This window comes from Klebsiella sp. 28 (assembly GCF_018223905.1).
GTDB classification, from domain to species: domain Bacteria; phylum Pseudomonadota; class Gammaproteobacteria; order Enterobacterales; family Enterobacteriaceae; genus Klebsiella; species Klebsiella pneumoniae.
Map to the genome: position 1 here is coordinate 1 of NZ_JAGRQY010000109.1, position 24,464 is coordinate 24,464.

Here is a 24,464-nt window from a genome sequence, read left to right on the forward strand (position 1 = left end):
AGCATCCTGGCTTTTAATGGTCGCGGCCTCTTTCGGACGCTCTATCACCCCGCTCATCGTTGTCCCGCGCCGGAATGTCGCGGCCGCATGCTCCTCAACGGCCAGATTCAGCCCCAAGACATCGGCGTTCGTCTGAATGGGGGAACTGCCGATATAGCCATCCAGAGAAAAGACCTTCACATGGTGCATCATGCGCATCGGCAAAATTTCACCGACTTCCGGGAGTTCGTAATACGGCATACCGTCCGGCCCTTTCAGCACAATGACCTTTTTCGGGTTAATGGGGATCAGCTCTTTCGGGTAGCCTTTTCCGTCCCGTTCGATGATCGAGTAGCAATTTCCCTCCAGCCCCAGCAACCCCTGCTGCTGCTCGAAATACTCGAATGAGGTGTCTTTTCTGTTGGGCTGGGAATGAATCAGGTCATAAACCGGGTGGTCCGTCGCACGCTGGCGCCCGCCATTTTTATCCCGCCGGTAAAGTTCGCACGGCAGCTGCGCGACGGACTCAGCCAGGAGGGTGACACAGGCCCGGACCGCTGAAAGTCCCAGAGCGGTTTCCGGCGTGATTATGATGCCAGTTTTGCTCTGGCTTGAACGAACCCCGCCCAGCATGGCTTCCCAGAAGCCATTCCCCGATTGCTGGCGCCCTCTGAACATTTGGGGGATAAACATTATTCACCCCCGTTAAATTTGGCACCGGCTGAAACCGCCCGCGCAGTCAGATATGACCAGATAAGACATATTGACCCGCCCGTAATAAGACCGGCAGCAGGCAAAATCAACCAGGCTCCGGCGGATATGAGTACAGCCCCGGCCAGGCCAATAATGAAACTCAGAATTGTGATTAACACGCTATGTCTTCCTCATCATATACCGATGTGCCGCCGCTGCTTTCGTGCAGCATTGCGCGAGTCATGGCGTTAAATAACGCTGTAGCTCCATCGATTTTGCTTTGATTGTCTCCCTTTGTCGGGCGAACGAGATCATCGCTACCGGGTATAAATTTCCCGATAACGTTGCTGATACACCAGGTCAGAATGGGATTGCCATCATGGTGGAATCGACCACCGGCCAGAGCCGCTTCAAGCTCTTTCATCGCCGGTGACATATTGGTGTAATCCTGCCGGATATCGACTACGGTAAATCCGTTGTCCTCCAACTGGTGGCGAAGTGCTGTTGCGCCTGCAGGGTCGATATCAATCTCGTCAATGCGGTTTTCGTCCTGCATATCGATAATACTGGCCAGAATCTCGCGATAGTCTGCCTCTGCGCCATCCGTCGCTTCCAGCACGCCCATTTCATAAAACTTCTGATACCTGTCAGCAGTTTTCAGCAGTTTTGGATCGGTTGTATGGATAGTGTCTTCCGGGACCCAAAATTTAGGTTTGATGCAGTAATAATGCCGTTTACCTTCAATTTCCCGCGTAAATAGTCGTATCCCGGCGTTCATATCCAGCTTTTTGGCGAGATCGAGACCGATGTTGCAGCTGTCATTCGCAAAATCAGCCAGCTCAAGGTCGGGGTCTTCAGCAGCCTTCCACTGCTCCATGTTGTAGAACGCGGATTTACCGGATACCCAAATATTGAGGCGTTTGGTTTTGAAGGCGTTAACCTTGCGAGGAACCTGTTTCGCTACTTCCAGAAGCTCAACCAGGTCGCTGTACTTAACCGAAACGTCCAGATTTGGGTTAGCTTTGATTAAGTTTTTCGGGTCGGTCCAGTCATCGCCAGCATCCAGTTCGTAAATCATGCCAAACAGGCGATCATTACGGGTTATGCCTTCGATAACCTCTTTGACTTCCTTGTCCTTGTCATAGCAAGGGGACTCCAGTGACGAGCCGGATGTCGTGATAATGAGCGTTAACGGCTGCGAACGGGCGCCCATCCCCATTGTCATGGCCTCGTACATATGATCCGTATCGTGTTCGTGATACTCGTCAATGATCGCGCAATGTGGGCTGTCACCATCGCCGGGTTTCCCCGCCATAGGTGCGAAAACGGAACCATCCGGGCGTGTCAGGCTGTCGGTCCATACCGAAATATCAAATCTGGAGCGAAGTGCCGGCAGGCGGCTGGCCATCTGCCTGGCTGGGGTGAAGACCTTTTTCGCCTGCGCCATAGTTGTCGCACCGCAATACACTTCTGCGCTGTTTTCGCCATCAGCGCAAAACATGTAGGTGCCAATCCCGGCAGCAAAAAACGATTTCCCGTTTTTCCTGGCTACCCGGATATACGCTTCGCGAAATCGGCGTTTTTTATCCTTTTTCGTGACCCAGCCAAAAATCGAACAAAAAATAAAACTTTGCCAAGGTTCCAGTTTTAATTTCTGCCCCGCCAAATCGCCACTAGAGTGCGGTAATTTCTGAACAAACCGGCAGGCCCGCTCAGCTAAATCTCTGTCGAACCGGTAAGGGTAATTGTTATCGAGTGATTTTTTTAAATCGTCAAAATGGCGCTGACATGCCAGCCGAATAGCTCTGCAGGCGACTATTTTCCCGTCTATGATATCCCGCGCATATTTGTTCGCCACATTGACGTTTGGATATGCGGCCATGCTCCATCCTTAAGTCATTAGGGCCGCACCAAAATTAAAACTCGTCGAACTCACCGCTGGATTTGTCATTATCTCCGGGCTGTTTCTTCAGGATGCGGCTATTGGGGTCCAGCTTTAACACAACGGAGAGTCGAATTAATTCGCTGATATAACGGCTACGCGCCTTCACTGCCGCACCAAGTTTCTGACCGCCGGCAGCGGTATCATCACCAAGGCCATCGCTTTTAATTTCCTGGTTGGCGTCGTACAGCAGCTGCACGGTGTTGCAGTATTCCATCAGCAAATAACAATCTTCCATTTCGAACGTGCCACGGTTAATAAGAATTTTGCACGTCCGTTTCCAGGCATCGATAGCCATATCGCCCAGTAATTCATCCGGCGGAGAAACCGCTCTGGTTAAAGAACTAACCTGATTTCCAGTGTTATTCGATTTGCGTCCGCCACCAGGTGATCGCATCCCTGTACTCATTCAAAAGCACCCCAAAACAGCCAAAAAAAAGTTTTTATTTCTCACGCGCAAAAATCTACCTGAAGCGGCAGTCCCGAAGCGCGAAAGGGGTTAGGGATTTGATCCCCCCTACCCCATGACGGCGGCTGCCTCAGTCGAGGTGGAAGTCGTCATTCAGGCTGCGCCGCCGACTGCTGCTCGCATTATGTGGGCAGGCATTCGAGTTATGCCCGGACTGGCCACAATAGCTGCAGCGCAGATTGGCGCGACGCGATGAACCGCCCCATGTTTTCGGGCAGTTAGCCCGCGTATGGAGACGTGAACCGCAATAAGTACAGCTGGTGTAACTCATCATGACCTCCCATAAAACGCCGCGCTGGTGAAGCATTCAGCCATTATCACAGGCGCTCTGTGAGCGCCTGTTGTAATGCCTGCTGTCAGGACCCTGTCGCTGTAGTGGAGCTACCATCAGCCTGTAGCACGCTTTCTGGCAACCGCTCAGCTAATGGCTGGTTCTCGAATACCTTCATCCCAAACTGGCCGATCCAGGTGCTCACTGAGTTGATATTCCCTGCGATGAAATCGGTCACCTCGGCGATCAGTCCTTTAACCACGACATCCGTACTCTGGCGCCAGTAATTCTCAATCGCGACCAGCAACGGATCGGAACCATTACTGATAGATTGCTCGCCCACGGTATACGTTTTTTTCTTCGCGCTATCGGTGATGCATAGCAGTTGACTGGTCTGGACGGCGCCAACCTCTGCCGCAATTACCTGCATCGTCAACGTAGCCACTTTGTTCCCGTCTGCATCAGCGCTGGATGCATAGAACATGGAGAGTGTCAGATCCGTGCGTTGATACATCATTGCTTACCTCCACGGCGATGGCGGGAACGGCGACCGCCAGGCAGCGGGGATTGTTGCTCCTGTACCAGCTCACCCTCTAAAGGTTCCTGAGCCGACGCAGCAGCCGGGGCCGGAGTCGAGGCCGGGGCAATATCATGCGCAATCGTCAGTTTCAGCAGTGGGCGACCGCCCTGGACATGCTCAAAATGGATGCCATGTACGGCTTCATTCATCCGTGAATGACCATCCGTCTCCAGAACGGTCAAAGCGCCATCAACGTATTCAATTTTAAAATTATTCATCGGGTTCTCTCTGTTGCTGTTTTCGCTCTATGGCAGGGCCAGCACAACGACTCCAGATTGGAATCGTCGTCTGTACCGCCATGCGCTTTGGGTATGATGTGGTCGACGCTGGTCGCTTTGGTGGCGATGCCATGACGCCGGCAGTTTTGGCATAGATATTTATCGCGCTGGAGGATTCTGGCGCGGCGGATTTCCCAGGGGCGACCGTAGCCCCTTTCATGCCGGCTTTTCCCGCCCTGGTAGTTGCGCCAGCCGTCGCCAGCATGTTGCTGCCGGTGAGCATCGCAATAGCCGCTGGGATCGTTGGTTATCGCCGCACACCCCCGGTGGCGGCATGGACGTTTAGACCGGGCTGGCATGGACGTCACCAGTGATACGTTCTGAAATACGGCGAGACAAATCACTAATCAGAGCGCATGCGGCGTGGTAACTAGATTCAAGATTATCTACACGCGTGCTGAGGGACTCTCCGCTGGAGTGGCGAATGGCCTCCCACAACCGTCCTCCCGGCTTGAGCGCATCGGCAATAGCAGTATCAACAAGATCTGAAATTTCTTTGCTCAGCCCATTAATGCCTTCGATGGCATCAGAGGTATCCAGCTCCAGTTTTAAATTAATGGTCCCTGCTATTTTGCGATCTTCACGCTCGGTTTCTATTTCAGCCGTTAAGGGAGAGCCTGAAGCTATCTTCACCTTTCCATCGCGATAAATTTTGAAAGTACCGACGGATAAGTCCGATTCTTTAGGTCGTACCTTGTCCTGTTCACTGGATGCATTCCCCAGCGCACTAAACGCAGACTTAACGGCCCTGGCCAGTTGTTCAGCAACATCGCCAGCTTTCTCATGGGAAACGTTATGCAGTGAATTGGCCAGAACCTTCGACAGCGTTTCCTGCTCGATGGTATTGCCGCAAACATGGGCTGCGCTTCTGATCGCCCCTTTAATCATGGCTTTGTGAATGCTTAATCCTTCTGGATGAACCGATGGCTGCCCGGAAGCTATTGCATTTGCAGGATGTTTGCCGAAGCGAGTGTTAACCAGATACCCAATGGCGAACGCATACCCCGCAGGAGTCAGCCAGGTGAAATAGTCTTCCCCTTTGTATGGCGTGGCTGTATGGCCGGTCTCGGCAAATCCCAGAGAACGCAGTGCGGAGGCGCCAGCTTTTGAAGGAATATCACCAGATACGAGTGCGCCTCGGAAAAAAAGAGCATACAGCACATCCTGAGCACTATCAGAAAGCTCTAATACGGGTCCTGAGGCCAGGGTACCAATGCTGGAAATACTCTTCTGGGTCGTGTTTGCATTGTTCTCAGCAATGTCTCTGGTCAGCTGAGTGATTGCTGCGCCAGGATTATTGAGTTGTTGATATGCATTGGGCGGATTACTTGAGCGATCAGGCATGAGTTTCCCCATTATGTGATGATAAAAAGACAAAGGCCGCCCGAAGGCAGCCTTATGCTCTACAGTGGCAGACCAGTTATCCCTTTATGGGGATAGAACACGATTTATCCCTAAATGGGGATACCGGTTTGGCCTGTGCGACCGTGGTCGCATAGCCTCCATTTTCCCGCTATGCGACCGGCGGATAGTGAACCGTGGTATAAACCGGAAGCGCCATTTTGTAGGCATAGTGATATTCCGCCGTAGCGCCGGAGGAGGTCTGCCAGCTGGGGAGCATCAGGATCGCATCAGCGCAACGGAGCATGGCAAAACAAATATCCATGTATTCGCGTTGCTCCAGCCCATCAGGCAGGCTTGCCGGGTTTAAAACGGTGTGCCCGTGTCGGGTCAGTCGTTCGGCTTCTTTGTTAAATGCCTCACGGTTAAAGTTCTCGCGCCCGGTCATCGGGCCAGCAATATAAATTTTCATTGAGTACTCTATTTTGGTGCGGTGCAGCCCGCTTCCAGTGCGGCAATGTAGCCGGTCAGTTTACCCATATCGTCATCAGCGATAACGAAATGCCCATCGACGTGAACCACATCAATCACCGGCTTTTCCGCTGCGCACGGAGCCGGATTCAGTGTTGGTGTCATTGGCGTTGATTTCACGCACCCGGCCAAAGCGACGCAGATAATCAGCTGGGTTATTACGCGCATACTCAATCCTCGCCTGGCGCTCCGCTTCATTGCGGGCTTTTACTGCCTGGGCGATCATCTCCAGGATAATCGCCAGCACTCTCAATCCGGCTTCCACGAAGCTCTCCATTGTTTTTGGCCGTTTCCACCATCACACGATAATCAACATCTGATGGGCCTTTGGCTTTCCCGGCATCCCGCGCAACTTTGCTGATCGCATCAGCGTTCCGGGCGTGGGCATAGTTCGCGGCAACGAGGTCGAGAATTTTCATGACCACCGTGGGAATCCTTTTGGTCACTGACGGGGGGAGTACGGCGCGCAGCTGCGCCACCGCATACAGCACGATAAATACGGCAGTTACGCCGCTGGCCCAGCCTGCAGGAAGAGCGCTCAGAATTGAATCCAGATCCAAACCAAGATTCTGGCTCTCATTTGCCATCGCTGGTTGCGTCGCCATCACAAGAAGGACGAAGGCACCATTCATCAGCAACCAGGCTTTAGCCATACGTTTTAAACTGTTCATAATCACTCCTCGCGCCTCACTGCGTGAATAGCGCATCAACGCCAGCGCGCTGGCATTTATCGATGTAATCCTGCGGCGTGCCTTTGCCTGCCGAGGTGTTGTAATATTTTTTCCAGTACGCTGCGCGGGCCTCGCGAGTCGCCGGAATCGACTCTGAAACCGCCAGATAGCGCAGGCGGCAAAACAGCATCGCCATCAGCGGCGAGGTCCTCAGTTCCGCATAAACTGTTCGGCTCAGGTCGATACCAAACTGATTCAGCAGTACCGGGGCATAACGGCTGTTTTTGTACTTATCGCGGAGCCATTCGAAGGTACCGAGATCAACCTGGGTTAATCCGGTTCCGGCGCTGCTCGGCGTGGGATCTTTGTAATCGCCGAGCAATGTCTCGGCGGCGGCCGTTTCGACACACAGCAAAACAGCTGCATTCGCCTTGCCATGCCCGATCACATCGCAAACGGCTTCGGCATACAGGCGCGCGTCTTGCTTGCTCACCAGTCCATAATTCATCGTTCTTTTCTCCCGCCGAAAATTCGGCTGATAGTTCGTTTTGCAAAGCCGGTGATTTCGTTGACGGTGTGTGGCCATGCCACAGCCGATAAACCGGCGAGAGTGATTACGTTCAAAATTGAGATGTTGCCCATAGCGCCGTAAGCCCAGAGGATGATGGCCACGATTACGCCTCTCAGAACGTCTCCGATGAGGCGGCGCGGGTTGATAGGGGTTTCGGAAAGCAGGGCGCTTGATACCACCCCGGCGGCCAGCATGAGCAAGACCAGCCAGAGATCAGGATTTCCATATTCGATAGCTGTGTTCATGACTCCGCCACCCGCGTGGCGGGTAATAAAAAGCCCCGCACTTAGGCGAGGCTGTTGATTATTGTTTTTCTATCTCGGCGACCGTCTGTAAAAATCGCTCCTCTTCCAGCTCTACGCCGATGGCTCCGCGTCCTAACTGCAGTGCGGCTTTTATCGTTGCACCCGACCCCATAAAAAAGTCGGCGATCACATCGCCAGGGCGCGTACAAGCCGAAATGATGTCGAGCATCATCTGCAGCGGTTTTTCGCATGGGTGTTTGCCCGGATAGTACGGAACCGGTGGATACGTCCACACGTTGGTGTGTGGAACATCTTTTGTCACATGGAAAGGGCGCCGCAAATTCTCGTACTGCTGTCGCAGTTCGGAATACTGCATAACCAGTTCGGAATATAGCGCCGTTAAAGTGCCGTATTCCTCCTGTAGCGCCGCATGCGGCTCTGACAATCCCGATATTCCCTGCTCTGCGGCCTTACGGTTAAACAGCGCCTGCAGCGCCAGGTACTGCCGTTCATTGGGCAATTGCCACTGGCTGGCGCTAAACCAGTGGCTACACATTTTCGTGCCGGTTGCCGCGTTGATTTCGGCAGCGGAAATACCAAGTCGCTGGCGAGCATCCCGGAAATAAGCGATAAGCGGTTCGAAGACCTGGCCTTTCAACTCCTGGCACTTTGTCGCATACCCAGCCTGGCCTTTAGCAAAGCCTTCCGCGCCGTAATGCTCTGCGAAGAAAATATGCTCACTGGCCGGAAAATAAGATCGGAAACCTTCTTTACGCGCGCCATTCCAGCGCCCGCTGGGTTTGGCCCAAACGATATGGTTCAGCACGTTGAAACGGTCACGTAACAACAACTCGGTGTCCGATGATAATTTCGGCCCGCAGAACACATATAACGACCCTGCTGGCTTAAGCACTCGCCAGAACTCGGCGAAAAACTCATCCAGCCAAGCCAAATAATCCGTTACGCTGGGCCATTGGTTATCCCAGGCATTTGCCTTTACGCGGTAATACGGTGGGTCGGTGATGATGGCGTCTAAGCTGTTGTCCGGCAGGGTTTTGATGTACTCAAGTGAATCTGCATGCACAAGTTCGGCACTGTTTATTTTCACAGTGTTTTTCATGGTCTTTAGTGGCCTTTTTTGGTAGGCTCTTTTTGCTGTTGCGCAATCAGCAATGGGCCTTGTTTTGACCCTGTCAGGCGGCATGGGTTGAAAGCTACAGCATGGTGACACATGCTGTAGCGCCCATTTCCAAGGCATAAAAAAACCGCCTTGGCGGCGGTTGTGAGGGCGTTGGCTATAAAATTCCCAACATACAAAAACGATACCTAAAAAAGCCTTATTTGCCAACCTTTTTCATTTTCTTTCTATGCGACCGTGGTCGCACAGTTTTTCAAAAGTTATCCTTTTCTTTCTGTGCGACCGTGGTCGCACAGTTTTTAAAAGCTACCATTTTGGTATTCCGGGGTAAGGGAGTACCGCCCAAAAGCGCCCCGCTGCGCCACCCTCATACAAAGCATCTGCTCGATAATAAACTCTACCGCTGGCAGGCTAATGCTGCAGGCAGTGCTTAATTCCTGCAGGGTGATGCGGGGGTGTCCCCGCATTACACTCTCAACGCTCAAGGCCGTTTCGGTCATATTCTCGCGGATCTGTTTCACGTTCATCATTTCCCCCTTTAATCTTCAAACTGGTAATCGACATCGGCCATAAAGCTGTTAAGGTCGGCCAGTTTGGGTTCCATTGTTCCAATCAGTCGGCCCGCCAATCTGTCTGTAATGTTCTCGCTGTTGAAGCTGTACTCACGCTGGAAACGCTTCACTTTTTGCCAGAGTTCATACAGCTCGTTAGAAATCTCAGCCGCGTCCTGTCTCATTTTTTCGTTGCCTTGATAGTTCACAATATCCTCCAAATTCATCTAGTTACCGGGTTTGTTTCCCGTCTCAACGACACGAACTGTAACTCTGGCAACATGAGACATCCAGTCTTATTTTTCACTTTTTAGTGAAATTTCTCTATTGTGTGAAAATTAATTTATTGGTATATTTAAACACATAGGGAGGATATACTATGTTTAACGTGATAACCCACCCGGCAGCGCTGGAAGAGTTACAGGAACTACCGGACGAGTTACGAGGTCGCATGACCCGACTGATTGAAAGACTGGAAAGTGAAGGAAAACTAAAAATGCCTCATAGCCGCGTAATTGGCGCCGGGCTTTTTGAGTTAAGGGTTGGAGACAAAAACATAGCAAGAACGTTATACGCTTACGCAGTCGGCCACGAAATCTACCTACTGCATGCGTTTGTTAAGAAGACACAAAAAACCCCGGCAGGGGCCATAGAGATAGCGAGAAAGCGCCTGAAGGAGATGAGCTAATGAAAGTAAAAGGCATCCCATTTAACCAGGTCAAAGAAAGTCTGCTCAACACCCCGGAGGCAATCCGGGGTTACCAGGAAGCAGATAAAGAGCTGGCACTGGTCGAAATGCTGTACGAGATGCGTGAAAAGGCTGGGTTAAGCAAATCTGCCCTGGCGGAACGGATGGGGATCACGCCATCTGCTATTAGTCGCCTCGAGGGGAACCCCCTGGGGGCCAGCATGAAGACACTGAGCAAATACGCGCAAGCGTGCGGCGCTGAAATTAACATCCAGGCCGTATACTGAACGTAAAAAGGTGAGGGAAACCTCACCTTTTTCAATTCGGCTGGCTAGTGGCTTCTTCCTTCAACCTTGTTGAGATCCCGGCACCGCTGCAGCATCCGACGTGACATACAAATGAGGCGCATAGTTTGAGCCACATGCAAACTGGCCTCCGGGGATGCCATCGCTACCGATACCATATCTAATACGGCATCGATATCACTCAGCTCAGCGTCCAGCCTTTCACAATTTGAGAGGACCGTATCTTCCATCACATAGCCTACCCGTTATTCGTCTTACAAAATATTAATATACTGTATAAAAACACAGGCGTTTTGGCAAATGCTAAAACGTCATTTCCTGTCAAGGTTCTCATCAAATTTGCAGATTTGTCCGATACTTATGCGCGCGGCCTATGCCTCTTTCCCTTTTTTCAAGGGTCCCGTTCCTTACTGCAACGTCCAACATTTGCCGAATAGTCCGGGCATTCAAGCCCACGTCAAAGACCAGCATCGATGCAAAGACAAAGCCGTCGCCACCGCTGGCCAGGCTACTTTGCGTTCGTTGACGGAGTTTCTCCAAAAGCAATGCCGATTTATCCATTTTTAAGCCTCCGTGACCAGTCACGCCTTAATGGCCAGCTTTAGTCTGGCAGTCGTCAGTAAGCATGAATTTTCGCCGTCGAAGATGCATTCAGACACCGGCAGCGCCTGGCCACATCGCTGGCATGTGTTCGCCAGGCTCTTCTGAAGCTCTTTGTAATTCTTTCGGATCAACAGGCCGATTACTTCATTTTCTGAATACGGCGTTCTGCCTGGGCGACGCTGGATGCAAATTTCGCCCAGCATGCGCAGTTCCTCCGGCTCAAGTACCCAATCGCGTCTGGTGGTGCCGGACTGCTTTAAACGTTCACGGCGCTGCCGTTGCCGTTCTGCAGGAGTTTTAGCCACGGCATTCCTCCCGTTGAGTGTGCATCGCTTCTTTTTCATCTACGCTCCATGCAGTAGCCAGAGCATGGGTTACTTGATGAAACGAGTGCTTAACTTTCACAAAGGAGGCTTCACCGTCAGAAGAAACAGTTTCGATTGTTGTTAGCTCACCACCGCTTTCGTAATCGGGGTAAAACTGAGATACCAGGTTGCTCTCGACAATCACAGAACCATCGGGAGTGCGCATTTGCAGTCTCATACTTTCCCTCCTTCGCGCAGCTGCTTGGCGAACTTAAGCGCCTCTTCTGTCGTGCCATTCCAGCGGCCACCTCTGCTGGAAACCCATTCTTCCACTCCATCAGCCTTAATCCCGGCTACGATACGAACGGTGGTAGGGGTCTTTCGGTGGTACATCAAGCTTTCAAACGCCTTTTGCAAACCGACATCCGGCAATGACTCGCTGCGGAACGAATCCAGAGCCATCAGCATCGCCACGCTGTCTGTTTCCGGAACTCTTTTCAGCGCCACATTCTCCGCTGCAAGTTTGTTAAACGTGTCCTGCAGCTGCTCGATGTGAGCGGCCTGGGCGGCGTTTGCGCGCAGCGCCGTCTCCAGCGAATCAGCCAGGACATCCAAATCATCAAGTGCCACGAACAGGACATCGTAGCCAAGCTCTCTTGCTGAGGACGTGCGGCGCTTAATGCTGTTAATCAGTCGGGTGATATCTGTCATGCAAGCCACCACTCAAGCAAGTTAAGAAGGCCGTACCCAAAGCCAAACAGCGCCACTGATAAAACCAAATCTGCGACAACGTTCAGCACCTGTAGCGTTTTCAGGCTGTAGTTGAATAGTTCAGAGTTCATGCGACCTCCGGCTGGCAAACCTGTTTCAGCACGCCGAGGATCATCAGGCAATCGGCAAGCGCGCGATGGGCGCCAGCGGTTGAAATGCCGTGGCGCGCAGCTGCTGTAGCCAGGCTCTGCCTTTTGAAGTTTTTGCGCTTCTCGTCGAACTCCCCATACCACTGGTCATAAACCGCTTTGGCGTCAATGTGGCGCGTCTCAATGGCCATGATGATGGAGGTGATGAGGTGAGGCTTTAGGTCATCAAAAAATCCGGTCTGCAGGCAGGTCTGCACCATCAGGCGGGCATCAAAACTGGAGTTCCATGCCAGCCATTTATGCTTACGAATAATTTTCAGCGCAGCCGGGAAAACCTCGCGCCATGCTGGCGCATCAGCGACCATTTCGTTGGTGATGTTATTAATTTTGGTAACTTCTGGCGGAATAGGGCGGCTCGGCTTCACCAGGGTGTTTAACAGAATCTCACCACGCATATTAATTATCGTGATCTCGATAATTTCATCAGAAGCCATAAGCCCGGTGGTCTCAGTATCGATGATGACATGATCGCTGTTCAGCCAATTTGCCATAATCATTTTAAAAATTGATTGATGGTAGGTAAGCATTTTATTCCCATATTTTTTGTTGAAAAGTTCTGGATGGCGTTGGGACTTTTCTGGACTCAGGGAGATAAACAAAAACGTAATACGTCCCGTCTAAATCATCCGAGCGCGTGATTAAAGTCTCTCGACCTTTATTTCGATAAACGTTAGAAATTCGCACCGCATCATCGTATGACATGGGGCCTTGTTTAAATGGAGTTCGCATCATTACCCTATGCGACCGCGGTCGCACCCTCTTTTATTTCCAGATAACGTTTCAGCCACATATCTTCGATGTGTTTATTACCAGGCTGATTTGACAGGTACCATTCAGTGATAACCGATTGCCGGTTCGTATCAGGATGAGTCCGGTAATCGCAGGTTGGGCACCAGATAATGTACTCTTTACGGTTTGCGGCATACCTCAGTTCGGGTTTACCGGGCTTCCTGTGCATAATCTGCTGGCACAGGCACGTTGGCACTTCCTGTACAATGGCGGTTGATGATTTCACTGCGCTTCTCCGCTGCGTTAAATAACGCGATGCTATTCAGATGCAGGCATCGTGATTTCATTAATAGCCAGCGTTTTTTATAATCCTTACGCCAGCTATCGACGGTGATATTAAGCAAAAGACTTATATGCTCATCCTCACGCAGCGGGTCCACATCCTCTCCGCGTAATATTGAAGCCTTAACCTGCTGGATGGCGTAATAAGTTAAATTGCGCATCTTTTTCTTTGTCGCCTCTTTCATTTTTTTGAAATCAGGCTTTGAATGAGCGACAAGAAAATCCAGCCATAGCCACTGGCATATAACTTCATCATTTTCAAAATTGGGCTTACAGCCATAGCAATAATGCAGCCAGGCAATTTCCTCACGATTTAACTGCTCAATAGCTCTGCGCCAACTAGCCGTCTGAAAATCAAGTTCAGTCAGCAGCATTGAGGATTGCTTAAACGTTTTCCCAACATGGTAACGAACCTGCTCAGCCGCGACCGAGATCTCGTATTTATTATTCTCGCCCATTTGAATGACCCGGGTTGGCTTATCAGTAAACCTGCCGGAGTTGGCAAGACGTAACTGCTCAAGCTGAACTTCTAAAATTCCGCGCTGGAGGTAATGCAGATCTGAAAGGGCCGTGGCCACACAAGCGCGGATTCGTTCAAGTTCCATCACTACCGTCCTTGCTAACCCGCTTAACGGTGAAGTCGCTCTTCAGTTTGTATGCCGTGCGGACCTCAATATCGCTCTGGCGTAACGGTGGAATCTCCCCAGCCGCAAGCCATTGATAGACCGCGCCAGGTGTTACACCTACGCCTGCAGCTGCTTTTTCGACGTCGCCAAAGTGGCGGATAAGTTCTTCTGGCTTCATAAAATTATTATATGCCATAACCATAAATTAAAGCTAGGTATAATTCATAAATTTTATAGCCAGCTATAAAGAGATCGTTTATGATTGATCGTATGAAAACACGAGGCGAACGACTGAAAGCACGCCGTTTAGAATTGAAGATGACACTGAAGCAAGTCGCGCAAAGTGTCGGTATCTCTCTTCCTGGCGTCCAAAACTTAGAACGTGGCGACGTTATGCCGTCGCTGGAGATCGGGCTTGCCCTGGCGAAATGCCTGCGCAAACCTGTGCAATGGATACTTTTTGGTACTGAATCTGATCCTGACCGCGTTCCTGTTATTGGCACAACAGAGAGTGGTCCGGATAGCGACTGGCAGCCAGGAGAACCTGCCAACACAGAACGATTCCTGCCATTTGTTAGCCAACGGGAAACCGTTTATGCGCTCACTGTCGGGAACCAGGTTCAGCACAGCTATCAGCCGGGTGACGTCGTCCTGGTTGACTCAGCTCTCACGCCAGTTCCGGGTGAGGATGTGTTAGTTTGTGATAAAGACGGGAAAATCTCGATACAGCGGTTAGCGCGCTTCGACGATGAGCGCTACTACTTAGATGGCGTTAACTCTCAACGAGTTATCCATGAGAAAAGTGATCTTCAATTTGTGCACCAAATAGTCGGTACGATCAAATCGTTCATGATAGAGGGTAGATGACAGAATAACAGGGTTTATTGCTGCCTATAAATCTGGTTTAATGCGAGCTATAATGTATCGCGGTTGAATCAGACTGCAGCAGCTGAAAAAAGACGAAAAAAAACCCGAGTCGGCAAACTCGGGCCTTTTTTCAGGAGCAGCACCACGATAAACGCAACACAGTCCCTACGAAGATTTGTGCGTTTATTGTGGCTGCTCCTGCGGATTTTTTCAACCCGAAAAATCATAAATTCGCATGGAAAGGCTTAAAATGACCTTACAAGAATTCTATGCGGCTCGCTTCGGTAGCGATCCGTATTCATTGCTTGAAGCAGCGCGGGATGAGCTGTCAGAGCTGGCCACAATGGCTGGCATTAACTGGGCAGCATGTGCTGATAACATTCAGTTGAACCCGCGCGGCGGGGAAGAACGTTATTCAAAATATAACGGTGGCGCCCCCGAGGCTCTGGAAAAGAGCCTCAAAGGGCGTGTGGAAATCTACTCCCGCAAGGAACAACACAAAAGCGGCATCAGCTACCCATTCGTCAACTTTGTCCAGAAAGGGCATGACGAAGGTTCCTGGAGCGGCTTCTCCTTCCTGTTCGCCGAATACCGCCGTGAACAACAAAGAAATCATGCGACCGTGGTCGCACAACCTGCTGAAGAACTGGCGCGTATTGAACGCCAGGCAGAAGCCCGCAAGCGCCGCGCCGAACAGCAACGGATAAATGAACTTAAAAACAATCAGTTAGAGCAGGAACGATTGCTCGGATGGTTGGCGTTCCACAGTGCATGGGAACATGCGCCAGCTGAGGACGGGTCGTGGCCTTACGCAGTGAAAAAAGGCATTCGTGACGTATTCAGCGCTTGCGATATTCGTCGCGTGACCAGTCACGACAACGCAAAATGGAGCCGTGGACCGACTACATACATGGCGATTCCGCTGGCCCACCTGGACGGACGCAAAGACGGACAAATTGTCGGCTGGCAGCGTATCGACCAGCGCGGCGGTAAATTCCAGACCAGCGCGATCACCAGTGGTGATTTCGTCGGGGCGTGCTTTGTTATCGGCAACCTGAACGGCGCGCAAAATATTGCAGTGGTGGAAGGTTTCGCCACCGGCGCGTCCGTATGGCTGGCTACCCGTAAGGACCCGAAAAAAAGCTTTGATGCTGTCGTGGTCGCTGTGGCCGCAAACAACATGATCCATGTTGTTGAGCAGCTGGTGAACATGTACCCGGCAGCAAAAATTACCTGCGCCCTGGATAACGACCGCAAATCATCGGCTGAAGGTAAAGGCAACACCGGCTTACGTACCGGCTTCGATATTCTCGCAAAATTTAGCGGCATCAAATGCGTTTATCCCACCTTTGAAGACGATCCCCAGCTGGAGTGCAGCGACTTCAACGACCTGCACAGATTACGTGGACTCCGCGAAACCTGTCGCCAGCTATTCGCCAAAGGGAACCGCCTGAGTAACAGCACTGATTTGCTGTCTCTGACGCTAAACAAGCTGAAAACGGCTAAACGTGACAACCGCAGGACGTTTGCTAAAGAACTGCTGAACGCGGTGGATATTGGCATGCTGACCTGCCCGGTACCGAATAGCCCGGCGGATCTGTTTAACATGTTCTGCATCGTGCTGCGTGATATGGGACTGGAAAGTGTCTATCGCGCCACGGTTAAAGACCACATCGCACGCCGCCTGAACCGCAAATGCCGTACTGCCCAGGCTCCCCGTTCCTTTAGCGAGCGGATCACCGACCCGAACAAGCGTCCCCAGCACATCACGTATAAACGCTTTGAAACATCCGTGATGACGGATGAAATTCTGCAATACGTGCAGCAGCTGCAGGGCATCGTTATTGTTCGCGCCGGTATGGGATCAGGTAAGTCGACAGGCCTGCTGCGCCCATTGATGCATAACGCTGATCGCGGCGTTTCCGTTGCGCACCGCGTAAGCCTCATCGGTGGCCTGTGGGAAATGATGACAGAGCAGAAAGGGACCAAGGCCGATATTCTGCATTACCAGGACCCCGGCTATCAGGAAATGGCGCCATACGCGAATAAGCTGACCATTTGCATCAACTCCATCGTCAAAGGCTGCTGGCAGCCGCTGATGCGCCAGCATGACTATTTCGGCTTTGATGAGGCAACGCAGGGACTTCGCGCCATTCTTTCTGGCCGCGCAATGGAGAACCCGGTCGCCGTTTTCAATACGCTGATCGACGCGCTGGCCAGAACTGAATTGCACCCCATCATGGTAGACGCCGATGCTAACGATCTGCTGGTCGACCTGGCAGAACTGGCGATGAAGCGCCGCGAAGAAATGGGCCTGCCGGCATGGTTACAGATTCACGTCATCGAGCTGCCGGTCGACGTTCGCAACCGCGAAACGGGCGAACCTATCCGCGTATTCTACACCGAGAAAGATCGCATTATGACCGAGGTGATTAAAGCGGTGGAACTCGGTGAAAAAATCATGCTGGCGACCGATAGCTCAACGTTTGCCGAAGACGTTACCGCCACGCTGCGCCAGCGCTACCCGGAGAAAAAATTCCTCTGCGTAAACCAGAAGAGCAAGCCGGAACCCGAGGTTGAAGAATTCACCAATAAACCGAAGAAGATGGTGAAGAAGTACGACGGCCTGATTTACAGCCCGTCGATATCCTCCGGCGTCTCCATCGAGCAAAAGCATTTCGACCGCCATTTCGGCATGTTCTGCGGCGAAGTGGTCCCCAGCGATGCGATCCAGATGCTGCGCCGCGACCGCACAGCCAAAGAGTTCATCATTGGCTTTGACAAGGTTCGCGCACGACGCGAAACCGATCCGCAAAAAATTGAGCGTGCGTTTGTCCAAGCATTGCTGGCCACTGCCGGCATGAACGGCGAACTAACCGACGTTGTTTTCGACGGCGACCGCATTTCTATGGGGGTGGCCAACACCGATTTTACCCGGATGAAAATCAAGGCAGCAGCGATTGAGGCCTCCGCGCGTAATGACTACGCCAGCAATATGATCTGCATAATGCACAGCGACGGCTACAAGGTTGCCCCCCTGGCATCCGACGAGCTGGCGAACTGCGTCGGCAAGGAGCTGCGCAAGGAAGCCCGCGAAATTGTCTGGGAACAAACGCTGGATCTCCACCTGAATATCGAAACGCCGAACGAATCTGAACGGGAAGCCATTCTGAAGAAACGCGCCCTGACCCTGGAAGAGCAGGCGAAGCTGGTCCGCTGGGACATCGAGCATGAGCTGAAACTGCCGGTCAACGAGGACAACCTGAAATTCTACTTCGATGGCGCCCGCGATAAGGTTCGCCGTTATGAAACCATGCTGCTCGATGAGATCACCGCGCGGCGTTTCGACCGCGAGGAATCCGCGATCAACTTCACCTACGCTTTCAGGCAGGCGGGCCAATGGCAATACTTTACCGCCACCGCGATGACCCGCGAGCAGGCTGATGAAGCATTCCAGGCGAAACACCCTGGCATCACCGAGTACAAAGTCAAATCGACACCCGCGGTCGAGGTCGGTATGCGCGGCTTCTACGGCCTCAAATCTACGGTGCTACGCCAGTACTTCATTGACTGCGGCATCGACCCGGAAACCATGACCGGAGAAGCCACCCAGGCGCGCCTGGCATACGCCAGGGATAAACTCATGACCGCCGAACGGCGAGACCTGTTAAACAACGTCCTGCGCATTGGTGGCTTTATGACGCCCAAAGGCAAGCCGAAGGTCCCCGAGGCGCTGTTTAAAACCATCTGCGAGTCGCTCGGCCTGAAAACCGACAAGCGCCGCGCCAGGGACGGAGACAAGCGCCCGACCATACGGTTTGTGGATCAGCAGTCGGCGGCGTTCATGATGGAAATTCTGGAGAACCGTAAAGACGACGGCCTGTCTCTGCAGTTGCGTAAAGCCGAGAAAGCCACCACCGAAGTGGATCACGGTTTAGATCTCAATATATATATGGATCATAAAACGCGATCCACAAACGGGCAGGATTTGGACGCCCCTCATTCAGTAATAACTGAGGCGCTGGCCGAACTGCCGGTGCCGGTGCCGGAGGCCTGGGCGATGACCGCGCTGTCTGATGATGAGCTGGCCACAATGACCTCCTGGTCGCCAGCCAGCATAGCGATGACCTTCGCGTCCCTGTACCTCACAGAGTTCATGGACCGCCTCTCCAGCAACGAACTGCGCCGGCTGCGTGAATACATCACCGGCACGGTTACGGGCGGCTACGACGCGCAGGAGGCGTTCTATGGCTAAAGATATCGATGCACTTCTGGAACAGCAGGCGGATCAGATGACCTCCGTTTTAAAAAGCCATGCGGCGCATATTGAAAGCATGCTGGCGCAGCATCGCTTTCAGGTCGCGCAGCTGGCATTGCACAACAGCCCGGAACCGTTCGTTCATGAGGTATTCAACCATCTGCGTGATCGCCTGGTACAAGTCACCATCAATGAAGCTGGCCTTGCTGATGCTGAGGATGCGCGTTACCTGCTGCGAATACTTGATCGCATGGAATTGTCAGCATTAGAGGGGAAACCATTATGATTTACCGCAAGGGATGGGTGCCGGTTTTGTTTCGGCATGAGCTTGAGCGTAAGTTAAAAGAGCAGGGTTTCGAAAACTGGAAAGAGATATGTAATTTTCTTTGCGGTGAAGGGGATGACTACGCCGAATCAGCCAAAATGCCAGAGCAATATGATTACCAGGTGGTCGACAATACCAAATGGATGGCAAGCCGTGACGCGACGTTCTGGCAGCGTCTTAACCGCCTGTGGTTCGTGCCGCTGTATTCGTTGACTATCCCGTTCCAGTGGCTTATCCGTGGCCGTGTCGGGTTTGCAACTACGTCAAAAACAGCTGCATTATTCAGCCGGATAACCGGGTTGAAGTAGAATAATCGATGTCCGGCTCGGAGCGATTAGACTCGGGCCGGTTAGCTTGTCGGTATTGAGAACCTTTATCATTTTCTATTTGTCGGTTATGATTACGTATCATTAACATGATAATGGTGGGATATAATATGGAAGGGAAGGGGCTGTTCAAATATTCATTAATTTCATTGCTATTAGGGATAACCCCAATAATAATAATATTTTTTATTCATTTCAGCAATGAAAGCTCACACATCATTTCATACCTTTTTGATATTGCAAATGGATATCAAAGGGATTTTTCAGAACAATATTTAGCCGTGAGCACTATAGCTTCTGCATATACTAAAACCGCACCAATTTTCGTCATATTAATGTATATAATTTGCTGGAACAAGTTTGATATAAAAACCATCAAACTCGATTTGAAGCGATGGCTTAAACTTCTGCCTGGTGTACTCCTTTTAACGGCAGGAGCATACTATTTAACATATGTAGGTGTGGAAAATATGTCTGATAGTATGTATCGCATTAAAAGAATTATTGCTGGCAATGAGTGCTTTCTTTTAATTTACTACATTCTTTTATTTCTGACTAATTATTTTTTTATTTGGTTGCTTTTGATTTATTTATATCTTTTAAAAGGTCTGCCTTTTTTTCAAAAGCGGAGATAACCTCCGCTTTACACTAAACATAAGTATTATTTAAATAAGCCAAGCACTGCATTATTCAGTGCTTTGGCCTTATCAGCATCGATATAAGATGTGAGAATAGAGATGCCAATGACGGCCACAACAGTAAGCGCAGAGACAGCTACAGATGGAAGTGACAAAGCGACTGCGACTGTGCTAATCATGGCAGTAGTAATCCCTAACGCTACGGCGCCAGCAACACCACTGAGGTACATAGCTTCAACCTCAAACGCCAGCTTTTGCCAGTCCCCTGTGGTAACACCAGTAACAACACCGTCTCTGATTTTCTCGGCTTTAAGAAGTCGATCACCCCAAGTAAAGGCTTTCTCTAACCCTTTGAATCGGTCAGCTAGTGCTGACAAATCCATTTGTTTGAGGGCATTAGAAACGACTGTTTTATCCGCCTGACTTAACTTCATCTTTGGATTGTTAGCTAGTTCATTAATAGATGCCATAGCATCATTAAAACTGCGGAGTTTCTTACCCTGGAAGTTTTTTATATTGTCAGCAGCTTCTCTCGCCAGAGTGTTGTATTTATCACCTAATTTCCCGCTAAGAGTTTTACCAGAGTCAGTAATAATTCCCGATGTAGTATCGATTACAGATGCCTGACTTTCGTTGAGAAGGTAAAGTTTAACAACGGCAATAGCCTGATCCTTCATGCTATGCTCAGGTTTATTTGCGCCGCCATCGACATAAGCTGTAGTAAAAGAGTCTTTTTTACGGTTATACAGGACGTTGTATTTTTCTTTTCCGAAGCTAACCGAATAAGTATCTACATCACCTGAGCTATAAGATTTCCCAACCACAGGGCTACCTAAAGAACCTGTACCGCTTGTTTTCCAGTTCTGAATATTAGCCTTGAATTTTCCTGGTTTATCTCTGTTAGCTCTGATAATTGATTCAGCATCTTTATCACTGCCCCAAGGTGCTCCAATATAATCTGGGTTTAGCGGATTGCAAAGATAAAGCTGAATTAAAACACGGTCATTCAACTTCAACATACTAGTTGCACCTTCATAGCTAGTACCACCGTATTTACCAGAATAGCCAGCACCACCGTTGTTACCATTGCCACCACCCCAGCTAACATTACAGCTGTTATTACCACCACCTACGACAGTCAATGTTTCTTCAGGCATGTTAATCTCCTTGTGAGTTTTAAATTAGCTGTATAAATATACAGCCACTCAAAGGTAGCCCTAACCCTCCGGTAAGTCAAGCCAGCAATAATCCTAAATTATGTTAAAATATAATTACATAAAGATGGGTCATCGCCGTGTTTTGCCATCCCTTCCTAAAACCGACTGATCAGGTTGTGATCAGTTGGTCAAGTTAGCTGTAAAAACTCCTGTCGCCGTGACTGGTCACGGGGTAAAATCTCTATGTAATTTATTGACGTGCGTTGCGTTTTGGCGGTAAAGTTAGCCCGCTGCAGCAAAATCTGCAGCCGGGATTGGAACCCCGAATAACCAGACGACGCACAGCACGCGCCAGCGTGTTTTTTTGTGTGTAATACCTGCGCATGCCCAATTTATGGCGGCTCAGGCGGGGCAGTCGAAAGACTGGCCGGTTTCGTTTGGTACCGGTAGTTCCAACCCCGTCTGGGCTGCCACCATATAGAGATTGGAACCTCTGGTGGTAGCACTGTTTAACCAAACACGAGTGCATACCATGTTCAAATTCAAGTTCGCGGCGATCTGCCGTACCGATAAAAAATCCCATATTCATCATCTGTCCACCATCGCCTCATCCGAGCGTGAAGCCCGCCGGCAGTTCGCCAGCCGTTTTATTCTCGTTCTGTCAGCCCGTATCCGGGTTAGCGAGGTGATCGCGTGAGTCAGGTACAGCTAAACATCCAAGGCCTGCTTGAGTCGATTGAGGAGCGCCTGGCGCAGATAGAAGCGTTGGTTTCCTCAGCCCACCGGACGATATCTAGCTATGAGGCCTCGCTGTATATGCAGGAGGCGGCGGAGTTGCTCCAGTTAGCCCGTGAGCTGGTACAAGAAGCCCGTAACTGTTCCTCCTCTCTGTCAGCGCAGCTGGCCGCCAGGGAGAGCTGATGTTGTAGAGCTGGAAATTAAAAAGGCCACAGGCGATAACCTGTGGCCTTTTTGTTATTCGAAGTAGGCATGCCAGGCGAATTGCATTGCCTCTATCCGATTGCCGGCGGCACCGGACCATGCATAATGGCGGCCATCGAACTCAAACTCCACCTTGAAGGTGCCATCACCATTATCCCTCGGCGCTTTAAAGTTTGGCTTCGCAGGATGCTTCTCTGCCTTCTCAGCCTCTTCGTCGTCTTCCGGTTCATCCGGTTCCTCCGGCTCTACGGCTTCACTTTCATCTACCTCGATCTCATCGTCGTCCAGCGTTTCATCGTTTTGGGTTTCGTCATCGAGATCGGCGTCACCCATTGGTTCAAGAACTTCCTCATCAGGCAGGATTATCGCTGGAGCCTCATCCTTCAGCTGCCATTGGCCATTTTCTCCGACGAACTGACCCAAGGCATCCGCAGCAAATTCCAGATAGCGAGGTATCAGCCTGGTACTGAAATTAAACGGTCGCAGGGTGCTGTTGGTAATTTTTATTGATGGGTCCTGCTCCACCAGCTGCTTCACGGTCTCATGAATACGAACCCCTGCGTCGCCCCTGGCGAAATCTGGCATCATGCTATCCAGCTTTTGTAGCGCTGCCAGCCGGGTATTTTCCTCGCCAACATGTGGGCGCCAGGTTCTGGAGAAGTTTGCCAATTTAAACTGCTTATAGTGCAGCTGGGTGTTTTCATCGTCATGACCGAGGATCTCCATGAAGAAAACGTCCTCATCGACATTCTTCCACCGTGGATCAACGCGGAAAAACATTTCATAGGCAATGCGGGCGTAAATAGCGCGGCTATCTTTATAAACGCGGCGGTCATCGCCTAAGAAAGTTTTTACCCACGGATTAAACGCTGTCGCTAGAATAGCGTTAATACGACCATTTTCAGAGCGGGTATCATTTTCCCCATACCCTTTAACCACTTCATCAAAATCCGCAGCAGCAGGGCAGGAGCGAAGTTGGTTAACCAGACTGACAAATAAATCAGCGTCGCAAAGAGTATATATTTTTCTTGATACACCTTTATCTTCTGAGCGTTTTTTAGCTTGTCCTAAGAATGTTACTGTATATTTACCTGCGACGGAAAATTCACCCTGAAGCATGATTTCAATCATTCGTCGACCAGATAGCGCCGCAAGCGCGAACGCTAGAGGGGCCATACCACGACGGGTGGTTAAATCAAACGAAGATATAGGTTTATTGATTATATCGTAGATAGCCTGCATATAGCGCGGATAGTCAATCACAACCACGTTGCGCTTTTTCTCGCTGAGTATGTTGGCCCAGCGCTGCTGGATGGAGGTTCGCTCTGCAGAGCTAAGCTGCAAGTGATAGAGGACCTCATGGTTTACTTTCAGATTGTTTAAATCTTCCAGAAGCGAAGAGCCTTGCTGGAAGAGTTTATAAAGATAATCTCGCTTACCCTTCCAATCATCACTGCTTAAATCACTAATAGCAAATTGCCATTCTGGATATTTATTGGCAAGTTTGGCTAATTTTGCATCGCTGTTTTTCGCACCGATTTTTATATTTGATAAATCTTCTGCTAATGGCATTATTTCTTTTAGCTTGGCTTGCAGAGCTGACATATTTTGTCGAATTGATGCCGCAGGCATAGAAAGCCATGAGGATAATTCCTCATTGTATAAGGGATACTTCTCGGATAATTTTATTACGTTTTTTTCAAAATTATGATGTAATTTATCATCAAATCTTTTCCTTGCCCGGCTCATATAGGCATTGAAAGTATTAGCCGAAATCCTTTTTTCTAAGCTTTTTCCGCGAAACTTTCTTTTATCATTAAATAATGCATTCTTATATTTTATAGCTGCGGCTTTAATTTTCTTTGTTTTTTCGCCTTGTGGGCGATCTGAGGCGTCGATTGCCTCAACCTCGTTCACAAGCGAATTGATTAGCTCACCAATCTTCACCTTACGCATGGCCTACCTCCTGTTCTCGCCCTTAATCATCATAACACAAACTGAGAAACATCACACAATCAAAGCGCAATCTCTCGGCATTATTATCATAACATAATCGCATAAATATAACATAACAATATTTAGATTCATGTGTAAATCAATGTGCAACTGTGTTACGATAATCAGCACACAATAGCCCATTATACGCGCGTATAATGGGCTATTGTGTGCTGAT

34 protein-coding genes and 1 pseudogene are annotated in these 24,464 nt (G+C 50.4%); 9 read left to right on the forward strand and 26 right to left on the reverse strand.

The window, feature by feature from the left end:
- The 16 genes from KHQ28_RS18880 to KHQ28_RS18950 form a co-directional block, all read right to left on the reverse strand.
- A partial coding sequence (locus KHQ28_RS18880; RefSeq protein WP_211777648.1) for a phage portal protein occupies nt 1-672 on the reverse strand: 672 nt, incomplete at its 3' end.
- A complete protein-coding gene (locus KHQ28_RS29625) occupies nt 672-851 on the reverse strand; it encodes a phage protein (RefSeq protein ID WP_032408955.1) in 180 nt (59 codons plus the stop codon). The genes KHQ28_RS29625 and KHQ28_RS18880, both read right to left, overlap by 1 nt.
- On the reverse strand, nt 845-2,554 hold the full coding sequence (locus tag KHQ28_RS18885; RefSeq protein ID WP_040108048.1) for a terminase large subunit: 1,710 nt from the start codon (nt 2,552-2,554) through the stop codon (nt 845-847). Before KHQ28_RS18885 ends, KHQ28_RS29625 begins: the two co-directional genes overlap by 7 nt.
- 34 nt (nt 2,555-2,588) lie before the next feature.
- Entirely contained in the window at nt 2,589-3,023 is a 435-nt protein-coding gene (locus KHQ28_RS18890; protein ID WP_032408957.1) for a P27 family phage terminase small subunit, read from the reverse strand.
- A gap of 416 nt (nt 3,024-3,439) precedes the next feature.
- Complete coding sequence (locus KHQ28_RS18895; protein ID WP_077256079.1) at nt 3,440-3,871, reverse strand: hypothetical protein; 432 nt, start codon at nt 3,869-3,871, stop codon at nt 3,440-3,442.
- Nucleotides 3,868-4,152 carry a hypothetical protein gene (locus KHQ28_RS18900; protein WP_032408958.1) on the reverse strand — a complete coding sequence of 95 codons (285 nt, stop codon included), beginning with the start codon at nt 4,150-4,152 and terminating at the stop codon, nt 3,868-3,870. Before KHQ28_RS18900 ends, KHQ28_RS18895 begins: the two co-directional genes overlap by 4 nt.
- On the reverse strand, nt 4,149-4,511 hold the full coding sequence (locus KHQ28_RS18905) for an HNH endonuclease (protein ID WP_072072213.1): 363 nt from the start codon (nt 4,509-4,511) through the stop codon (nt 4,149-4,151). The genes KHQ28_RS18900 and KHQ28_RS18905 overlap by 4 nt, the downstream gene beginning before the upstream one ends.
- The gene (locus KHQ28_RS18910; protein ID WP_053065617.1) at nt 4,495-5,556 is read right to left on the reverse strand and encodes a hypothetical protein; all 1,062 of its coding nucleotides are present in this window, start codon (nt 5,554-5,556) and stop codon (nt 4,495-4,497) included. Before KHQ28_RS18910 ends, KHQ28_RS18905 begins: the two co-directional genes overlap by 17 nt.
- A 169-nt stretch (nt 5,557-5,725) precedes the next feature.
- Entirely contained in the window at nt 5,726-6,025 is a 300-nt protein-coding gene (locus KHQ28_RS18915) for a DUF4406 domain-containing protein (protein WP_032408961.1), read from the reverse strand.
- A gap of 111 nt (nt 6,026-6,136) precedes the next feature.
- Nucleotides 6,137-6,331: a hypothetical protein gene (locus KHQ28_RS18920; RefSeq protein WP_117037470.1), complete on the reverse strand. Its 195-nt coding sequence runs from the start codon at nt 6,329-6,331 to the stop codon at nt 6,137-6,139.
- Nucleotides 6,279-6,755: a hypothetical protein gene (locus KHQ28_RS18925; protein ID WP_040118545.1), complete on the reverse strand. Its 477-nt coding sequence runs from the start codon at nt 6,753-6,755 to the stop codon at nt 6,279-6,281. The genes KHQ28_RS18920 and KHQ28_RS18925 overlap by 53 nt, the downstream gene beginning before the upstream one ends.
- Before the next feature lie 16 nt (nt 6,756-6,771).
- Entirely contained in the window at nt 6,772-7,263 is a 492-nt protein-coding gene (locus KHQ28_RS18930) for a hypothetical protein (RefSeq protein ID WP_048292308.1), read from the reverse strand.
- Complete coding sequence (locus KHQ28_RS18935; protein WP_023339388.1) at nt 7,260-7,571, reverse strand: hypothetical protein; 312 nt, start codon at nt 7,569-7,571, stop codon at nt 7,260-7,262. Before KHQ28_RS18935 ends, KHQ28_RS18930 begins: the two co-directional genes overlap by 4 nt.
- Before the next feature lie 58 nt (nt 7,572-7,629).
- Nucleotides 7,630-8,691, reverse strand: coding sequence for a site-specific DNA-methyltransferase (locus tag KHQ28_RS18940; protein WP_048292307.1), 1,062 nt, complete (start codon nt 8,689-8,691; stop codon nt 7,630-7,632).
- 317 nt (nt 8,692-9,008) lie between these two features.
- A complete protein-coding gene (locus tag KHQ28_RS18945; RefSeq protein ID WP_227509749.1) occupies nt 9,009-9,239 on the reverse strand; it encodes a hypothetical protein in 231 nt (76 codons plus the stop codon).
- Between the two features lie 8 nt (nt 9,240-9,247).
- Complete coding sequence (locus KHQ28_RS18950; protein ID WP_023339391.1) at nt 9,248-9,469, reverse strand: hypothetical protein; 222 nt, start codon at nt 9,467-9,469, stop codon at nt 9,248-9,250.
- A gap of 170 nt (nt 9,470-9,639) precedes the next feature.
- Between KHQ28_RS18950 and KHQ28_RS18955 the strand changes: the two genes are divergently transcribed.
- Nucleotides 9,640-9,948, forward strand: coding sequence for a type II toxin-antitoxin system RelE/ParE family toxin (locus KHQ28_RS18955; RefSeq protein ID WP_023339392.1), 309 nt, complete (start codon nt 9,640-9,642; stop codon nt 9,946-9,948).
- Nucleotides 9,948-10,235 (forward strand): helix-turn-helix transcriptional regulator, encoded by a 288-nt coding sequence (locus KHQ28_RS18960; RefSeq protein ID WP_023339393.1) that lies wholly within the window; start codon nt 9,948-9,950, stop codon nt 10,233-10,235. Before KHQ28_RS18955 ends, KHQ28_RS18960 begins: the two co-directional genes overlap by 1 nt.
- 351 nt (nt 10,236-10,586) lie before the next feature.
- Here KHQ28_RS18960 and KHQ28_RS18965 read toward each other — a convergent pair whose 3' ends face one another.
- The 8 genes from KHQ28_RS18965 to KHQ28_RS18995 all read right to left on the reverse strand — a co-directional run bounded on the left by KHQ28_RS18965 (nt 10,587) and on the right by KHQ28_RS18995 (nt 13,956).
- Nucleotides 10,587-10,814 carry a hypothetical protein gene (locus KHQ28_RS18965; RefSeq protein ID WP_023339395.1) on the reverse strand — a complete coding sequence of 76 codons (228 nt, stop codon included), beginning with the start codon at nt 10,812-10,814 and terminating at the stop codon, nt 10,587-10,589.
- A 20-nt stretch (nt 10,815-10,834) separates the two neighbouring features.
- Nucleotides 10,835-11,161, reverse strand: coding sequence for a hypothetical protein (locus tag KHQ28_RS18970; RefSeq protein ID WP_048292306.1), 327 nt, complete (start codon nt 11,159-11,161; stop codon nt 10,835-10,837).
- Nucleotides 11,154-11,399 (reverse strand): hypothetical protein, encoded by a 246-nt coding sequence (locus KHQ28_RS18975; protein ID WP_023339397.1) that lies wholly within the window; start codon nt 11,397-11,399, stop codon nt 11,154-11,156. Before KHQ28_RS18975 ends, KHQ28_RS18970 begins: the two co-directional genes overlap by 8 nt.
- Nucleotides 11,396-11,872: a hypothetical protein gene (locus KHQ28_RS18980; protein WP_053065616.1), complete on the reverse strand. Its 477-nt coding sequence runs from the start codon at nt 11,870-11,872 to the stop codon at nt 11,396-11,398. Before KHQ28_RS18980 ends, KHQ28_RS18975 begins: the two co-directional genes overlap by 4 nt.
- Nucleotides 11,869-12,003 (reverse strand): hypothetical protein, encoded by a 135-nt coding sequence (locus KHQ28_RS29500; protein ID WP_023339399.1) that lies wholly within the window; start codon nt 12,001-12,003, stop codon nt 11,869-11,871. The genes KHQ28_RS18980 and KHQ28_RS29500 overlap by 4 nt, the downstream gene beginning before the upstream one ends.
- Complete coding sequence (locus KHQ28_RS18985; RefSeq protein ID WP_048292305.1) at nt 12,000-12,608, reverse strand: 3'-5' exonuclease; 609 nt, start codon at nt 12,606-12,608, stop codon at nt 12,000-12,002. The genes KHQ28_RS29500 and KHQ28_RS18985 overlap by 4 nt, the downstream gene beginning before the upstream one ends.
- A 411-nt stretch (nt 12,609-13,019) precedes the next feature.
- On the reverse strand, nt 13,020-13,757 hold the full coding sequence (locus KHQ28_RS18990; RefSeq protein WP_032408971.1) for a bacteriophage antitermination protein Q: 738 nt from the start codon (nt 13,755-13,757) through the stop codon (nt 13,020-13,022).
- The gene (locus tag KHQ28_RS18995; RefSeq protein ID WP_032408972.1) at nt 13,747-13,956 is read right to left on the reverse strand and encodes a Cro/CI family transcriptional regulator; all 210 of its coding nucleotides are present in this window, start codon (nt 13,954-13,956) and stop codon (nt 13,747-13,749) included. Before KHQ28_RS18995 ends, KHQ28_RS18990 begins: the two co-directional genes overlap by 11 nt.
- An 80-nt stretch (nt 13,957-14,036) precedes the next feature.
- On the opposite strand from KHQ28_RS18995, the gene KHQ28_RS19000 reads away from it, so the two are divergent.
- The 4 genes from KHQ28_RS19000 (at nt 14,037) to KHQ28_RS19015 (ending at nt 19,536) form a co-directional block, all read left to right on the forward strand.
- Nucleotides 14,037-14,645 carry an XRE family transcriptional regulator gene (locus KHQ28_RS19000; protein WP_048292304.1) on the forward strand — a complete coding sequence of 203 codons (609 nt, stop codon included), beginning with the start codon at nt 14,037-14,039 and terminating at the stop codon, nt 14,643-14,645.
- Nucleotides 14,646-14,895: 250 nt separating this feature from the next.
- On the forward strand, nt 14,896-18,900 hold the full coding sequence (locus tag KHQ28_RS19005; RefSeq protein WP_048292303.1) for a plasmid replication protein, CyRepA1 family: 4,005 nt from the start codon (nt 14,896-14,898) through the stop codon (nt 18,898-18,900).
- The gene (locus tag KHQ28_RS19010; protein ID WP_040108071.1) at nt 18,893-19,189 is read left to right on the forward strand and encodes a hypothetical protein; all 297 of its coding nucleotides are present in this window, start codon (nt 18,893-18,895) and stop codon (nt 19,187-19,189) included. The genes KHQ28_RS19005 and KHQ28_RS19010 overlap by 8 nt, the downstream gene beginning before the upstream one ends.
- The gene (locus KHQ28_RS19015; RefSeq protein WP_040108074.1) at nt 19,186-19,536 is read left to right on the forward strand and encodes a hypothetical protein; all 351 of its coding nucleotides are present in this window, start codon (nt 19,186-19,188) and stop codon (nt 19,534-19,536) included. Before KHQ28_RS19010 ends, KHQ28_RS19015 begins: the two co-directional genes overlap by 4 nt.
- 679 nt (nt 19,537-20,215) lie before the next feature.
- Here KHQ28_RS19015 and KHQ28_RS19020 read toward each other — a convergent pair.
- On the reverse strand, nt 20,216-21,349 hold the full coding sequence (locus tag KHQ28_RS19020; protein WP_077259346.1) for a colicin-like pore-forming protein: 1,134 nt from the start codon (nt 21,347-21,349) through the stop codon (nt 20,216-20,218).
- A 301-nt stretch (nt 21,350-21,650) separates the two neighbouring features.
- Here KHQ28_RS19020 and KHQ28_RS19025 point away from each other — a divergent pair.
- The 3 genes and pseudogenes from KHQ28_RS19025 to KHQ28_RS19035 form a co-directional block, all read left to right on the forward strand.
- Nucleotides 21,651-21,830, forward strand: a pseudogene (locus KHQ28_RS19025) (ash family protein); the annotation flags it as partial.
- Between the two features lie 51 nt (nt 21,831-21,881).
- Nucleotides 21,882-22,046, forward strand: coding sequence for a host cell division inhibitor Icd-like protein (locus tag KHQ28_RS19030; RefSeq protein ID WP_048993234.1), 165 nt, complete (start codon nt 21,882-21,884; stop codon nt 22,044-22,046).
- Nucleotides 22,043-22,270: a hypothetical protein gene (locus KHQ28_RS19035; RefSeq protein WP_048993233.1), complete on the forward strand. Its 228-nt coding sequence runs from the start codon at nt 22,043-22,045 to the stop codon at nt 22,268-22,270. Before KHQ28_RS19030 ends, KHQ28_RS19035 begins: the two co-directional genes overlap by 4 nt.
- Nucleotides 22,271-22,324: 54 nt before the next feature.
- Here KHQ28_RS19035 and KHQ28_RS19040 read toward each other — a convergent pair whose 3' ends face one another.
- The gene (locus KHQ28_RS19040; protein WP_064147924.1) at nt 22,325-24,247 is read right to left on the reverse strand and encodes a protelomerase family protein; all 1,923 of its coding nucleotides are present in this window, start codon (nt 24,245-24,247) and stop codon (nt 22,325-22,327) included.
- Between the last annotated feature and the right edge of the window lie 217 nt (nt 24,248-24,464).